Source organism: Pedobacter sp. UYEF25 (assembly GCF_054061655.1).
The window spans coordinates 271,200-287,631 of sequence record NZ_JBSSEL010000001.1 but is presented as its reverse complement, the minus strand read 5'-3'; the positions used below and the strand labels follow the sequence as shown (position 1 = coordinate 287,631).

At 41.4% G+C, this 16,432-nt stretch carries 10 protein-coding genes; all 10 read left to right on the top strand.

All coding sequences use genetic code 11. The annotated features are described in order from the left end of the window. Window positions 1-9: 9 nt before the first annotated feature. The 10 genes from ACVWYG_RS01140 to ACVWYG_RS01095 all read left to right on the top strand — a co-directional run bounded on the left by ACVWYG_RS01140 (window position 10) and on the right by ACVWYG_RS01095 (window position 16,204). Window positions 10-1,215 carry a class I mannose-6-phosphate isomerase gene (locus tag ACVWYG_RS01140; RefSeq protein ID WP_457268288.1) on the top strand — a complete coding sequence of 402 codons (1,206 nt, stop codon included), beginning with the start codon at window positions 10-12 and terminating at the stop codon, window positions 1,213-1,215. Window positions 1,216-1,254: 39 nt separating this feature from the next. Next, window positions 1,255-2,289, top strand: coding sequence for a sugar phosphate isomerase/epimerase family protein (locus tag ACVWYG_RS01135; RefSeq protein ID WP_457268287.1), 1,035 nt, complete (start codon window positions 1,255-1,257; stop codon window positions 2,287-2,289). A 26-nt stretch (window positions 2,290-2,315) separates the two neighbouring features. Further along, window positions 2,316-3,479 (top strand): Gfo/Idh/MocA family protein, encoded by a 1,164-nt coding sequence (locus ACVWYG_RS01130; protein WP_457268286.1) that lies wholly within the window; start codon window positions 2,316-2,318, stop codon window positions 3,477-3,479. Between the two features lie 37 nt (window positions 3,480-3,516). Next, window positions 3,517-4,284, top strand: coding sequence for a 3-keto-disaccharide hydrolase (locus tag ACVWYG_RS01125; RefSeq protein WP_457268285.1), 768 nt, complete (start codon window positions 3,517-3,519; stop codon window positions 4,282-4,284). Between the two features lie 11 nt (window positions 4,285-4,295). Beyond that, window positions 4,296-5,708, top strand: a complete 1,413-nt coding sequence (locus ACVWYG_RS01120) for a 3-keto-disaccharide hydrolase (RefSeq protein WP_457268284.1) — start codon at window positions 4,296-4,298, stop codon at window positions 5,706-5,708. A 130-nt stretch (window positions 5,709-5,838) separates the two neighbouring features. After that, window positions 5,839-7,785 carry a plastocyanin/azurin family copper-binding protein gene (locus tag ACVWYG_RS01115; RefSeq protein ID WP_457268283.1) on the top strand — a complete coding sequence of 649 codons (1,947 nt, stop codon included), beginning with the start codon at window positions 5,839-5,841 and terminating at the stop codon, window positions 7,783-7,785. Between the two features lie 19 nt (window positions 7,786-7,804). Then, window positions 7,805-10,900, top strand: coding sequence for a PVC-type heme-binding CxxCH protein (locus tag ACVWYG_RS01110; RefSeq protein WP_457268282.1), 3,096 nt, complete (start codon window positions 7,805-7,807; stop codon window positions 10,898-10,900). A 214-nt stretch (window positions 10,901-11,114) separates the two neighbouring features. Next, entirely contained in the window at window positions 11,115-13,616 is a 2,502-nt protein-coding gene (locus ACVWYG_RS01105) for a DUF1549 domain-containing protein (protein ID WP_457268281.1), read from the top strand. 30 nt (window positions 13,617-13,646) lie between these two features. Then, window positions 13,647-15,071 (top strand): DUF1501 domain-containing protein, encoded by a 1,425-nt coding sequence (locus tag ACVWYG_RS01100; RefSeq protein WP_457268280.1) that lies wholly within the window; start codon window positions 13,647-13,649, stop codon window positions 15,069-15,071. A gap of 107 nt (window positions 15,072-15,178) precedes the next feature. Further along, window positions 15,179-16,204, top strand: a complete 1,026-nt coding sequence (locus tag ACVWYG_RS01095; RefSeq protein WP_457268279.1) for a hypothetical protein — start codon at window positions 15,179-15,181, stop codon at window positions 16,202-16,204. Window positions 16,205-16,432 lie beyond the last annotated feature (228 nt).

Sequence of the window (16,432 nt, the reverse complement as noted above, 5' to 3'; positions counted from 1 at the left end):
GATTAAAAAATGAGTTTAGCAGAAAAAGCATTAACACAAGGAAAAGGAATTCTACGTTTAGCGCCAACTTGGGTGCCGCGGTCATTTTGCGTACCGGGAAGAAGGATTAAGTTGCATCCAGACGACTATTATGTTCTTGGCGGAGCGCGTGGAGGTATTGACGAACGTTGGCTTTCGTCGACTACACCTGCTAAAAATGGCCCGTTGACTGGAGAGAATGAAGGATTAAGTACCATCGTTTACACTGATGGTACAAAGCAGGAACAACTCCTTTTAAAAGATGCGGTTGATGAACTAAAAGGGGCCTTAATCGGCGATCGTTTATGGGATGAACACCAAAGTTGGCCGATGTATTCAAAGTTTTTCGATAATATGGGACCCCTTCCACATCATATTCATCACAACGATGAACATGCGGCCAAAATTGGTCAGAAAGGTAAACCAGAAGCGTATTATTTTCCGCCTCAACTTAACAATCATGGCGGCGATTTTCCATACACATTTTTTGGAATTGCCCCAGGTACCACGAAAGAACAAATCCGAGAATGTCTGGTTAATTTCACCAAAGGCGATAATAAACTTACCAACTATTCTCAGGCATTCCGATTGGAGCCAGGTACAGGTTGGGATGTTCCTCCGGGAATGTTGCATGCACCTGGTAGCTTATGTACCTATGAGCCGCAAAAAGCTTCTGATGTGTTCGCAATGTATCAATCATTGGTTAATAAAGCCATTATTCCAGAGGAACTATTGTGGAATGGAACTCCAGACGAACGTAAGGGTGATTTTGATCAACTTTTGGAAGTAATAGACTGGGATTTAAATTTGAATCCCAATATACTGGAGACACGCTTTATGCGTCCAAAACCGGTAAAGCCTTTGGAAGAAATGGAAGCTGGCGGTTACATCGAAAACTGGGTTTGCTACCGTTCTGATGCCTTTAGTGCCAAAGAGCTGACCGTGTTGCCAGGAAAGACCGTAACCATTAAAGACAGTGGTTGCTACGGTATGATTGTAATGCAAGGGCATGGAACGTTTGGCGATTGGGACATCGAAACGCCAACACAGATTCGTTACGGACAATTAACGAATGATGAATTTTTTGTAAGCGAAAAAACCGCATTGGAAGGGGTTGTCATCAGGAATCCTTCCACAACAGACCCTATTGTAATGCTCAAGCATTTTGGTCCCGGAAATCCTGACCTCGTTCTGTAACAAATTAGGATCTAAAATCCTAAATAATTTTTTTGACTTATGATTTCGAATAATTATCCTAAACTCCATAATGCTACGTGGCCCGGAATTGTGGGCAAAGGTCCAGATTCAGAACCACCTGTTTCTTTAGACACAATGCTAGAAATGACCGCCGCCGGAGAAGTCGACGGCATTAGATTTGATGGGGTGGACATTGGTCTTTTTGATCCTTCCATCAATCTGGATGATTTGGATGGCATCAAAATATTGGCTGATAAGGTAAGCGCGCATAATTTAGTCATTGGCAGCTTAGTAGCTCCAATTTGGGGTGGTTCTGCGATGGGTAGCAAAGAAGAACGGGCAAATTTTGTAGACCAAGTACGTAAATCATGTATTTATGCCAAAACACTGAAAGAATTGGGCGTTCGCCCATATGGCGTAATCCGAATTGATTCTTCTACCAGTACAGAAGCGTGGGCTGTGGACCCTGTTAACAATACTAAACTCATTGCTCAAACTTTCCGCGAAGCTTGCGATGTAGCTGCAGATTACGGAGAAAAACTGGCTGCAGAAGGAGAAATTTGTTGGGGCGGAATGCATAGTTGGAAAGCAATGCTAGACACATTAGAAGCCGTTGATCGCCCCAATATAGGCTTCCAGGCAGATATGTCGCATACGTTTTTATACCTTTTGGGATACAATGCGCCGGAAGCCAGAGTGCTTCCCGTAGATTTTGAGTGGAGCGACCGGGAAGCATTAACAGCAGGTTTAAAAAAATTAACAGCAGCCCTTCGTCCATGGACGATCGATTTCCATGTAGCACAGAATGACGGAACTGCTTATGGATCAGGTTCTCATGATAAAACAGGAAGACATTGTTTGGCAACGGACCCAAATGGAAAACTAGATATTGCGAATGATGCCGGTTTCTGGCTTCGAGACGAGGAAGGAAAGCTTACAAAAGCGTTTAAACACATTTGCTGGGATGGTTGCATGTTTCCGAATGAAGTGCTACATCAGCAAAAGACATGGAATGATATTTTGGCAGCCATGATTAAAGTGCGTGACCTTCACGGATGGAATGAAGCTGGCTAATTAGCGTATTTAATGAAGCAGAACATATGAGTATTAAAAAAGAATTAAGAATAGGTTTAATTGGTTGTGGATTGATGGGTCGCACGCACACAAATGGTTATAAACGTGTGGGCGATTTTTTTCCTGAACTGGAATACACACCTGTTTTAAAAGCAGTTTGCTCGCGTAGCAGAGATAAAGCTCAGGTCTTTGCCGACCAATGGGGATACGAATCTATTGAGACGGATTGGAAGGCTGTCATTGCCCGGGATGACATCGATGCCGTCGATATTTGTGCACCAAATAACATGCACGCAGAAATTGCAATTGCTGCGGCAAAAGCTGGTAAAATGATCCTCTGCGAAAAACCTCTTGCTCGAACTTTAAATGAAGCAGAACTTATGGTGGATGCCATTGAAAAGGCAGGAGTGAATAACACGGTTTGGTACAACTATCGTCGTGTCCCAGCCGTAACGCTAGCTAAAAATATTATTGATTCCGGTAAGTTGGGCAGAATTTTTCATTATCGTGCCAACTTTCTGCAAGATTGGACAATCAATGCCGATCTGCAACAAGGTGGTGAAGCGTTGTGGCGTTTGGATGTAGACTCGGCGGGCTCTGGCGTTACAGGTGATCTTCTCGCCCATTGTATCGACACAGCAATGTGGATGAACGGTGGCATTAAGGATGTTTCTGCCGTTACTGAAACCTTTATCAAAGAACGCATGCATCAGGTAACCGGTAAAATGACGCAAGTCGGTATTGACGATGCCTGTATTTTTCACTGTCACTTTGAGAACGGATCGCTAGGGCTTTTTGAGGCCACTAGATATGCCCGTGGACACAAAGCTTTATATACCTTTGAGATAAATGGCGAAAATGCGTCCCTTCGCTGGGACTTGCATGATTTGAATCGTTTGGAATATTTTGATCATGCAGATGAATCAATTGTTCGCGGTTGGCGCTCTATCCATGTTACGGATGGCGACCATCCTTATATGAATAGATGGTGGATTCCCGGAACATGTATTGGTTATGAACATTCTTTTGTACACCACATGGCAGAATTCCTTAAAAGTTTGGAAACCGGAGAGCCTTGCTCACCAACTTTTAAAGACGCACTCGAAACACAGAAGGTTTGCCAGGCAGTAATCGATTCAGCTGCTTCCAGGAGTTGGAAAGAAACTGGTGTTACATGGCCTAAAAATTAATTAAAATCGTTTAATCCAATACTAATTAGAAATCATCATGAGTACGCTTCCCAAGTTTAAAAATGCAACAAGTTTATTTTCCATATTCAGTTTGTTATTATTCCTGCTATGGAGTGTACCTGCTTTAAGTCAGGAAAAAGGATTTAAAAAGATTTTCGACGGTAAAACGTTGAAAGGATGGGAGGGAGATCCAACCTACTGGCGAGTAGAGAATGGCAACTTAGTAGGAGAAATCACTCCCACTACGCTTCTTAAGACTAACTCATTTATAATATGGCGAGGAGGTATGCCGGCAAACTTTGAACTGACACTAGAATTTAGAATTTCAAAAGCTGGAAACAGCGGGATCAACTATCGCAGTGAAGAGTTAAAAGACATCCCTTTTGCGTTAAAAGGATACCAAGCTGATATAGATGGTGCCAACCATTACACCGGGCAAAATTACGAAGAAAGGGGGAGAACAACCTTAGCCTATCGTGGACAAAAAGTAATGATAAAAGCACAAGAAGATACCACTTTATCTTTACAATCTAAAATTGAAAATAATGCTTGGACGGAATCTGTTGTAACAGGATCTTTAGGTAACTCTGACTCCTTACAGACGCACATTAAGAGTGAGGGTTGGAATACATGCCGTTTAATTATAAAGGGCAATCATCTGCAACACTATATTAATGGGATTTTAATGAGTGATGTAACAGATAATGACAAAGTGAATGGGAAATTAACGGGATTGTTAGGCGTACAGGTGCACGTGGGCCCTCCGATGAAGGTTGAATATCGAAAAATTATGCTGAAACAATAAACCAAAACTTGATGCTCCTTTCAATACAAAGAATGGCATGCGTTATGCTTTTAGGCATATTGTATTCGCTGCCCAGCTCCTCCCAAGACCCAGTGCCGGTAACAATTTCACTGAACAGTCTGGATGCCTTTCGTGATCCCCCAAAAAATTGGATTGTTGCGTCTGATGCTTCCGCCGATTTTGGTAAATCTGGACCAATAAAATCTACAAGTGGTAGTGGTGTACTTGTAAATACGTTTTTGCAAAATGGAGCCAATTTGGTAACAAAATTAGCATACGGAGATGTTGAACTTGAGCTGGATTTCATGATGACTAAGGGAGCGGCATCTGGTGTGTATTTGCTCGGAAGATATGAAGTGCAGCTAGCAGATAGCTGGACAAAACTGAATCCAACCTTTGCAGATTTGGGTGCTGTTGGGCGACATAGCGGAAATAGTCTTGCTGGTTTTAACGGAAAATCTCCATTGATGAATGTATCGAGGGCTCCGGGTTTGTGGCAGCATCTGCGTATAAAGTTTAGCGCACCTAAATTTGCCAACGGCATCAAAGTAGCAAATGCACGTTTTGAAGAGGTGTATTTGAATAATGCAGTCATTCAGGAACATGTTGATGTGACAGCTCCAACCGAAGGTGCAATGTTTATTGATGAGCATGCAGAAGGCCCGATAATGTTACAGGGTGATCAGGGATCAGTGGCTTTTCGCAATATCATTACAACCCATATTCTTCCCGTTTCACATGTCCAAGCGATGGCTGTTCCAAACAATCCAATTCTCCTAAATCCTACGGGAAGGGCCTATATACTTCGCAGTTTTTTGAATTATGGCGATAGAAAACGTACACATGTAATATCGGTAGGGAATCCAAACCAGATAAGTTATTCATACGATTTGAAACAAGGTGCATTGCTGCAAATATGGCGGGGTCAGTTTGTAGATGTCACAGATATGTGGGATGGAAGAGGTGAGCCGCAGGTAGCAAAACCGAACGGCAGTGTCGTTCTTTTATCTGGGGCTCCTTCAATTGCATTTTTAGCTGATGCCAATTCGCTATGGCCAGATTCGATCGCTTTTGATGATTTTGACAATAAGGGATATGCATTGGATAAAGACAGAAATCCAACTTTTAGATATGTCTATAAAGGAGCCACGGTGACAGACAAAATTTCAAGTCAGGGCAATGGCGAATCCCTTATCCGTGAAATAAATGTGAGTAATGCTCCTGCAAATTTCTACTGTAGAATTGCTGCGGCAAGTATAATTGAGGCTGTTGGAAAGGGTATCTATGCTGTTGATGGCAAATCTTATTATGTCAGGATTGATAAACAGTTTAAGCCATTTGTTAGAAAAACACAAAAAGGACAGGAGCTTATTATTGGGGTAGAAAAAAACGTCTCCTCATTTACTTATTCTATTATCTGGTAAACGAAATATGATAAAAAACTACCTAAACATCTGTCGTTTGCGAACATTTTTGCTAGGCTTTATATTGTGTGGTCTTTGCTCTACGGTTGTTGTGGCACAAACAGCTACCCGATCACCTCAAAACAACGGTATGAGGTCAGATACCACCCGTAAACAAACGGAAGATGAGGTATTTAGGTTGCGCTCAGTGCCAATACCCCAGGGTCTTGCTTTGGAAGTTGGTGGCATGACTTTTTTACCAAACGATGCCCTAGCAGTTGCCACCCGCCGTGGCGAAATATGGATTATTAGCAATCCATACATGACAGACGGATTGCCCCCAAAATTTAGATTGTTTGCCCAGGGTATGCACGAAGTTTTAGGGATTAATTGTATTAAGGGTGATATCTACGTTGCCCAGCGTTCGGAACTTACCCGTTTAAGAGATCTCGATGGCGATGGTGAAGCAGATGAATACGAGACAATATATACCTGGCCCTTATCTGGCAATTATCATGAATACTCCTACGGCCCAATGCTAGATAAGGATGGCAATATGATCATTGCACTGAACTTGGGATGGACTGGCAAAGAAGTAAGCTTATCAAAATGGCACGGTTGGTTTCTTAAACTCACACCTGATGGAAAAATGGAGCCTTTCGCAACGGGCTTCCGTTCTCCGGCAGGAATGGCTCTTAATAATGAAGGAGATATTTTCTACGTGGAAAATCAGGGTGGATGGGTAGGTTCTGGGTTTCTCGCTCACGTTGAAAAAGGAGACTTTTTAGGGCATCCTGAAGGGTTAAAATGGGCAGATCAGCCTGGATCTCCTGTTAAATTGCGCGTAACAGATATTCCAAATACCGGTGAACCTAAATTTGAAGTGGCCAAAAGAGTTATTGGATTGAAAACACCTGCAGTATGGATTCCTCACGCCATCCTTGGGATTTCAACCTCAGGAATTTTGAATTACGACAGTAAAGGAAAAATGGGGCCATTTGAAGGACAAATGTTTGTTGGCGACCAGGGTCAGAGTAAAATTATGAGAGTAGCGCTAGAAAAGGTTAAGGGAGTGTACCAAGGTGCCGTCTTTCCTTTTCGGGAAGGTTTTTCTTCTGGAATATTGCGGATGAACTGGGGTTCAGACGGAAGCATGTTTGTTGGAATGACCTCTAGAGGTTGGGGATCAACGGGAACGCAACCTTATGGGCTGCAACAACTGGTATGGACCGGCATAATACCTTTTGAGATCAAAACAATCAAAGCACAGTCTGATGGCTTTGAATTAGAATTTACCGAACCGGTAAATGAGCGTACAGCACGTAATCCGGCTTCTTACAATATAAAAAGCTTTACTTACAAATATCATTCTACCTATGGAAGTCCTACAATCAATGCAGCGAACCGCCAGATTAATGCAATTGTAGTTGCTCCCGACCATCTAAAAGTTCGTTTAGTTATCGACAGTTTAAAGGAAGGATATATTCATGAGATCAAGGCTGAAGGAGTGCAGTCTGAGAATAAACTATCGTTGATGCATAATTTCGGGTATTATACACTAAACAAGATACCTGACGGAGAGAAGGTGGTCATTACTAATGAGAACAAGGCAGTATCAATGGCAGATCATCATATGTTAATGATGGGTCACTCAGCGGAAACTAAAACCACTACCGTGTCTTCAAAAAAGCGCGTAACTATTCAGCCGGCTGCTTGGACAAAAGGATCAGACCGTACAATTATTCTGTCTCCTAGGCCTGGATTAAAATTCAACATCGAAGCAATCACTGTTAAAGCAGGAAGCAAAATAAAATTAATTTTTAACAACAGTGATGACATGCAGCACAACTTTGTACTTACTGCCCCAAACTCGGCGAACCAGGTTGGCGAAATGGCGATTAAATTAGGGGTTGATGGAGAACGGCTTAACTACATTCCTTCAACTCCCTTAGTGTTGGCCCATACCTTACTCTTGCAACCGGGAAAGTCAGACGTCATTTATTTTAGTGCCCCTAGTGAACCAGGCGAATACCAATATCTATGTACTTATCCTGGGCATTATATGGTTATGAGGGGAGTCCTTAAAGTTATAAATTAATCCTTTAAATTAATTGAAAATGAATATCATAGCGAAAAAATATTTATTGTTAGTTAAGGTTTTTGCGGTTTTAGTTCCTGTAGGATTAGTCCTAAAAGCATGTACTTCTGCATCCAGTCAACAAACACTTACTACTAAGTTTAGAGTTGATACACCACTGACTGAGATGCAGAAACATTTGCCACAAAATGCGTTGAGGGGACTTTCTGTTGCACCAGGTCTAACGGTGCAAACCATGGCAACCGAACCAACATTAATAAATCCAACGAATATCGATGTTGACGAACGTGGAAGGGTATGGGTAACTGAAGCATATAATTACCGGTTTGAAATTAACAATAATAAACCAAGGCCTCAAGGCGACCGGATCTTGATATTGGAAGATAAAGATGGCGATGGGGTACTGGAAACCAGTAAAGTTTTTTATCAGGGTCCGGAAATCAATGCCCCCTTGGGTATTTGTGTTTTAGGAAACCGGGTGCTCGTTTCTCAAAGTCCTTATGTGTGGGCTTTTTATGATGATAATGGAGACGATAAAGCAGATCGTAAGGAAATACTCTTTCAGGGGATAGGCGGCGAACAGCACGACCATGGCATGCACTCGTTTACTTTTGGCCCTGATGGAAAATTATATTTCAATATGGGAAATGAAGGTAAAACGCTAAGGGATAAATATAATAAGGTAGTGTTAGACCAGGATGGAGATGAAATTGGACCCGAAAAGTATAAAGATGGTATGTTGTTCCGCGCTAATCCAGATGGTTCTAATGTGGAGTGCGTTGGATATAACTTTAGAAACGCCTACGAACCCGCTGTAGATAGTTATGGAAATATATGGCAAAGTGATAATGATGATGATGGAAACAAAGGTGTTAGAATCAATTATATTGTCGAATACGGTAATTATGGGTTTAAGGATGAAATGACAGGGGCTGCCTGGAGTACCAAACGCGTAAATCTTGAAGAGTCTATTCCTTTGCAGCACTGGCACCAGAATGATCCAGGTGTTATTCCGAACCTTTTACAGACTGGAGCAGGTTCTCCAACAGGCATGCTAATTTATGAGGGTTCTTTGTTGCCAAAGGAATTTCAAAATCAAATGATACATGCAGACCCAGGCCCTAATGTTGTTCGTTCGTATCCCGTTAAAAAGAATGCGGCAGGTTTTAATGCACAAATTATAAACATTTTATCTGGCGATAAAGATCAATGGTTTCGTCCTGCCGACGTTTGTGTGGCACCGGATGGTTCTCTGATTATTGCAGATTGGTATGATCCTGGTGTTGGCGGTCATAGAGTAGGAGACTTACAGCGTGGCCGCATTTACCGCGTTTCAACGGCAAAAGCATCAACTTATAAAATTCCAGTTCAGGATTATACAACTCCTGAAGGAGCCCTTAGCGCTCTGCAAAATCCAAATCTTGCCGTCAGACGTCATGCTTTTATCGCTTTACAGCAAATGGGTACAAAAGCAATTCCAAGATTAGAAAAATTATGGCGTTCTTCCAAAAATCCGCGGATGCGTGCCAGAGCTTTATGGGTACTGTCCAAATCGCCCAATGCAGAAAAATACCTTTCGCAAGCTATCGAGGGTCAAAATCCTGATTTAAGAATAACAGGATTAAGAGCAGCACGTCAGGCAAAAATAGATGTAATTAAATATGTAAAAGTGTTGGTTAATGATAGTGATCCACAAGTGCGAAGAGAGTGTGCCATTGCGCTAAGACATAACAAAGCACCCGAGGCGCCGAAACTGTGGGCCACTCTGGCAACTCAAAATGATGGAAGTGACCGCTGGTATTTGGAGGCTTTGGGCGTAGGTGCAGACAGACAATGGGACAGTTATTTTACCGCCTATCTAAATACCGTTAAAAACCCTACGCAAACTGCTGGAGGAAGGGATATTATATGGCGCGCCCGTACCGATATTACCCTTCCTTTTCTCGCTAAATTAGCTTCTGATTCAAGTGTTCCCATGAAATCTCGCCTAAGATATTTTCGTGCTTTCGATTTTATTCCGGGATTAGAAAAGACCAACACTTTATTAAAATTATTGGAACAAAATAAGGCGGAGGACATTGAAATGAGTGCCATAGTTTTAAAATTATTAGATGCTAAAGATGTGGCCAATTCGCTCGTCGCTGCCAAAGCAATTAAAGATGTTTTAAAGCTTTATGCTGGTACTCAAGAATATATAAACCTTGCAAGAAAATATCGCATTAGAACAGAAGGTTCTAATCTTTTAGATATGGTCATGGCAAATGGAAATGACCCTTTAGGAGTAGACGCGGCTAGAATGATATTCGAGTCTGACGACGAACAACGTTTTAAGGACCTATTAAATAGCAAAGATCTAAACAAAACGTCTAACATTTTAGCTGCGCTTGGAACAGTTGGAAATACCGAATCAATTGGAATATTATCTGGAGTGGCTTTATCAGATGTCTATAGTCTGGCCCTCCGTCAAAAAGCCACCGAAATGCTTGGTAACAGCAGTGTCGGAGAAGCTCACGTAATGGAAATGCTTAGAGGTAGAAAATTACCCGACAATTTAATTTCATCTGCAGTTTCAGGGTTAAGTGGCACGCGTAACAAATCGGTATACGAAGAAGCAAAAACGTTTTTACCGGGTGCCATAAAAGTTCTACCTGAGAAAAAAAGTTCGACAGTAAACTTGAGCCAACTGCTTGCTTTAACAGGGAATGTAGTCAAAGGAAACGTAGTCTATAATAAAACTTGCGCTGTATGCCATCAGGCAAATGGAAAGGGCTTCGATTTTGGTCCAAATTTATCCGAAATTGGTTCAAAACTACCTAAAGAAGGACTTTTCGATGCAATTATCAATCCTTCCTCAGGTATTAGTTTTGGTTATGAGAGCTGGCAAGTCGATATGAAAGATGGATCAAATCTCGTAGGAATTATTTCCAGCCGAACGGAGACAGATATTGAATTGAAATACCCCGGAGGATCAACTCAGAAAATTAAAACGGCTGATGTTAAACTGCTCAAAAAGTTGCCTGGATCAATGATGCCAGAGGGGATAAATGAAACGATCACTAAGCAGGAATTTTCAGATTTGCTCGAGTATCTTACTTCTTTGAAGAAAAAGAACTGACAAACTTGAAAGCAATTTAATTAGCAACGCCGATTGTCTATGATTAAAACAATTGGGGATGTTGCTTCTATTACAGGTAACGATTGATAGTAAAACAACACAAAAATCAGGATATTAAGGAAAGGATTCTCTAGCTCAATTACTAAAAAATTACCCATCCTGGCAACTCAGTTGTCTGAGCTGATTTTATTTTATTTGTAAATTTTAGTTGCTTATGAAGATGACTATTAAAAATATATTTCCAAGGAAGAAGATAACCGTTGTTATTATTATCATTATAATCATTTGCCTGCTGCAACTGATGTATAGTGGATTTGCTGAATCTCCTTCTGCTTCCGAAACTTTTTGGCTCTGGAGATTTTTAGGGAGGCTTCATCCATTGATGGTTCATTTTCCCGTAGTGTTGCTATTATTCGCTGCTGTATTGGAGCTTTTTACCCTGAAAAAGTTCAGATCAACGCTACGTCCCGGTATAAATCTATTCGTAGCTGCAGGCGTAATCTCTGCGATGGTTTCCGCTGTATTTGGACTACTACTTTCTAGAGAAGGAGGTTATGGTGAAGATCTTTTAAGCATACATCAATGGATAGGTATCGGCACAGCCTGCCTGGCAGCTATAGCCTGGTTTCTGCTAAACAGGATAATAAAAAAAAATCAGCTACATCTGGTAAAACCCTATCGTGGCATTTTATTTTGTAGTGCGTTGGGAGTATCGCTGGCAGGGCATTTTGGAGCCTCTTTGACGCACGGGAAGGATTATTTGTCCAGCACGATTCCATGGAGCGCGGATTATCCAGCAGCCAAAACTGCCAGTTTTGATTTAACCGCTTTCAAAAAGGATACAGCCGCGTTAACTAAAAAGCAGGAAGTCGAACTGAATGTACAAGTTAGAGCGATATTCGCCCATAATTGTTATAAATGTCACAGTGCTGAAAAAGTTAAAGGCGAGTTGCGGCTCGATCAAAAGAATTTGGTCTTTAAAGGAGGCGAAAATGGGCCAATCATTATCGCAGGAAATGCAAGCGAAAGTGAAATAATCCGGCGCATTACACTGCCTTCCAACCATAAAGAACAAATGCCATCTAAGGGTAAAAAGCTGTCTGACAATGACATAGCCGTGATAACCTTTTGGATTCAGAAGGGTGCTCCATGGCCCGACGGCGCTGATAAACAAAATATTTTCAAAGTTGCTGCACTGCAACCAAGAAATCCCCCTTTACCTCCCGCTTCTAGTAATTTTAACAACCCTGTCGACAGGTGGACGGATCAGTATTTCGTAAAGAATAAAATTGCCTGGCCTAAACTTGTTGATGACAGAACATATTTAAGAAGAATCTTCTTGGACATCATCGGATTGCTACCCAGCGTAGAAGAGATCGAAACATTTACCAACGATAACAGACCCGATAAAAGGGGCTTATGGGTGAGACAATTGCTAAATCGGGAAGACGATTACGCCATACACTGGCTAAGTTTTTGGAATGATGCATTAAGAAATGATTATACAGGAACAGGCTATATCACCAATGGACGCTATAATATTACCGATTGGCTGTATAAATCAATTAGATCAAATAAGCCCTATAACCAGTTTGTTAAAGAACTTGTAAGTCCGTCAGAAGAATCAAAAGGTTTTGTTGAAGGCATTAAATGGCGAGGAGTGGTGAATTCGAGCCAGAGAACTGAAATGCAGGCTGCACAGAATGTATCTCAGGTCTTTCTAGGACTAAATTTAAAATGTGCTTCCTGTCATAATAGCTTTATAAGCGATTGGAAACTGGATGATGCGTACGCCTTCGCTAACATTTTCGCCGACAGTACTCTTGAAATAAATCGATGCGATAAACCTACAGGTAAGTTCACCGATGCCAGAATGCTCTTCTGGAAAGAACTGGGTCGTATTGACAATAATGCCACGGTATCAGAAAAAAGAGCACAGCTGGCAGAGCATATGATTAAACCAGAGAATGGCCGTTTGTATCGTACCATTGTAAACAGGATTTGGGCACAACTTATGGGACGTGGACTTATTGAACCTGTTGACGTCATGGATAACGAACCTTGGAGCCAGGATCTTCTGGACTGGATGGCTTTCAATTTCCAACAGAACAAATCTGATATCAAGGAGCTGCTGTACCTAATCGCCACCTCCAATACTTATCAGTTGCCTTCTGTAGGATTTAAAAATCCAACTAACATTGTGTCACAGGATTACAAATTCACCGGAATGCTTAGAAAAAGAATGTCAGCAGAACAGTTCGCGGACGCTGGGGGAATGGTTGTTGGTCCGCTCTTCGCTGATTCAATGGTAAGATATAATCCATCTGGTCAGCCAGGATATGATCAATCAAGTCATCTTTTTGCCCGTGCTTCGCTGGTGGTAAATAACACTTTCCTCACTGCATTAGGCAGGCCAAATAGGGAAACAGTTTCCACCAGCAGGGAGTCGCAGGCAAATCTGTTGCAGGCCTTGGAATTAACCAATGGCGGTAGGTTCAATTCAATGATTAGAAAAGGGGCTGAAAACTGGAAACAAAAGTATAAGACTAGTGATGTGATAATTAATGAAATTTACAAGCGTGCATTGGGGCGTGAAGTACAACCAAAGGAATACAAAGTAGCCAAAACACTATTGGGCGACAAACCTGATACAGAATCTATCCAGGATTTGTTCTGGGCCGTTATGCTGCTTCCTGAATTTCAAATTATTTATTAAAGCTAATTTCTTTAACCAATTATATTGCTCATGAATTATTTATTGAATAGAAGGGAATTTTTAAAAGGAACGAGCGCAGCTACGATAGCAGCCCTAGCAGCAGGTGTTCCCCTTACAAGCTTTTTATCTTCCTGTAACAGTAGAAAAACCAATTCTAAGGCAGATACGGTAATTTTACTATGGATGGCAGGAGGAATGGCCCATACAGATACTTTTGATCCGAAAAGATTCACTCCGTTCTCCAAAGGAATGATGTCAAATGATGTGTTGAGTACCTTTAAATCTATTCCTACCGCACTAGATGGTGTTTTCTTTTCAGAAGGTCTGGAGTCAATCGGTAAAATAATAGATAGAGGTACCGCCATCAGGTCTTATGTGGCTGCTGATATGGGACATATATTGCACTCTCGCCACCAATATCACTGGCATACCTGTTACAAACCGCCCCAATCTGTTGCTGCGCCCCATATCGGATCTTGGATCGCCAAAGAATTGGGTTCTGTAAATCCCGTTATACCAGCTTTTATCAATATCGGACAAAGATTTACCTTAGGAGAAGGAGAAGAGTTAAAAGCCTTTCATACAGCCGGATTTTTAGGGAATGAATACGGACCGTTCCTAATACCAGATCCCTCTGCAGGCCTGGAAAGTGTAAAGCCGCCTATAGGAATGTCTGCGACAAGGTTTGAAAAGAGAAACCAACTGTATAATGATTTGATAAGTAAAAGTGCGATGGGCGAATTTGGCAGCGACTATCAGAAAGAGTCTTTGAAAATATCTATGGAACAGGCTTATATGCTTTTAAAATCTCCTGAAGCGGCAGCATTTGATCTAAATAAGGAACCCAAAGAAAGCTATGACATCTATAATACAGGGAAATTTGGTTTAGGTTGCCTGATGGCTCGCCGGTTAACGGAACAGGGCGCCCGTTTTATCAGCGTTACGACCGAGTACGAACCTTTTAAAAACTGGGATACGCATGACAATGGTTACACAAGGATGATTGATATGAAAAAGCAGATTGATGGCCCTGTTTCCCAATTGATAAAAGACCTCGAACGTACTGGGCACTTGGATCGAACCTTGGTTATATTGGCCAGCGAATTCAGTAGGGATATGATGGTAGAAGGACGTCCCGGTCTTAATGTAACGGAGCAGGTTAGCCAACCAGATGTCATTAACGACATCAAATATTATGGCATGCACCGCCATTTCACAGACGGATGTTCCATGTTAATGTTTGGTGGAGGTATTAAAAAAGGAAATGTATACGGTAAAACTGCGGACGAACGTCCTTGCAAAACCATTGAAAAGCCTATCGTAATAGACCAGATTCATCAAACTATTTATCATGCCCTGGGCATTGCTGAGGATGCACATTATGTTGTGGAAAAAAGACCATTCTATACAACACCCGATGGGCTGGGCAAACCGGAGATGGATTTGTTTGCATAGCATGTTCTTTAAAAAAAACATAAAAGTTTTGCTTTTTTCTTTAGAAAATAATCGGCCAATAAGCCTAATAAAAATAGAACAGAATCTCCAATTAACTTAAATCACTCATGAAAAGAAGAAAGTTTATCCAGCAAACGGCGATGGCAACCGGGGGTCTGTTGATTACGCATGATTTGTTTGCCAAACGTAAGGATAAAGTATATGGGTATAACAATATGACTTATACACTGGATACTTCGTGGTCTAAAACAAACGCGACTCAGCTTCCAGTAAACGATTGTCATGAAATGGTGCAGGACAGTAGGGGCAGAATTATCCTGTTAACGAATGAAACGAAGAACAATATTATCATCTATAATAAGGACGGAAAAGTATTGGATAGTTGGGGACATCTGTTTCCTGGAGGACATGGTTTAACGCTACATAATGAAAACGGGACAGAATTTCTGTACATTACCGACACGGCAAAACACCAAGTTTATAAAACAACGATGGACGGAAAGGTGCTGCTTACCATTGATGTGCCGTTGGATGCCGGCATCTATTCCAAACCGGAAGAATTTGTGCCTACAGAAACTGTCATAGATAAGAACGGGGATATCTTTATTGCGGATGGGTATGGAGCGCAATACATATTACATTATGATAGCAAAGGCAGATTAATAAAATATTTTGGCGGTCGCGGCGAAGGTGATGCGCATCTGGATAACGCACATGGCATTTGCTTTGACACCCGCAATGATCAGCATTCCTTAATTATCACCGACAGAACAAGAAATTGTTTCAAAAGATTTAACAAGAAAGGAGAACTTCTGGAAGTGATTAAACTCCCTGGAGCCTGCGTTTGCCGCCCAGTTATTAAAGGCGATCATTTATATGCCGCTGTACTTAGTTCACCCAATTTGGATGCCGGAGGCACCGGTTTTGTTACCATTCTGGATAAGCACAATAAAGTTGTCAGTAATATTGGTGGAAGTGAACCAATATACAAAAATGGTATTTTACAACCCATGAGACAAACAGACAAAATATTTTTTCATCCGCATGATGTTTGTGTAGATGGGGATGACAATATTTATGTTGCACAATGGGCATCGGGAAGAGTTTATCCCTACAAATTAACAAGGGCTTAACGCACTAAACTTATCTAAACAAAAATTAAGATATTATAACGTATTCTGAGATCCTGCTTTGTTTATTTGTTTCCGAGATAAATTGCCTCATGGTTATTTTTTAGCAACATCGGAAAGCACATTAGATGAAATAATTTTTTTGCGTGATTAAAGAATAACGCGAAATCTTGCCAACGAGGATTGCACCATTTAGGATAGACTCTAAATGGCTTCATCCGATTTTTAACC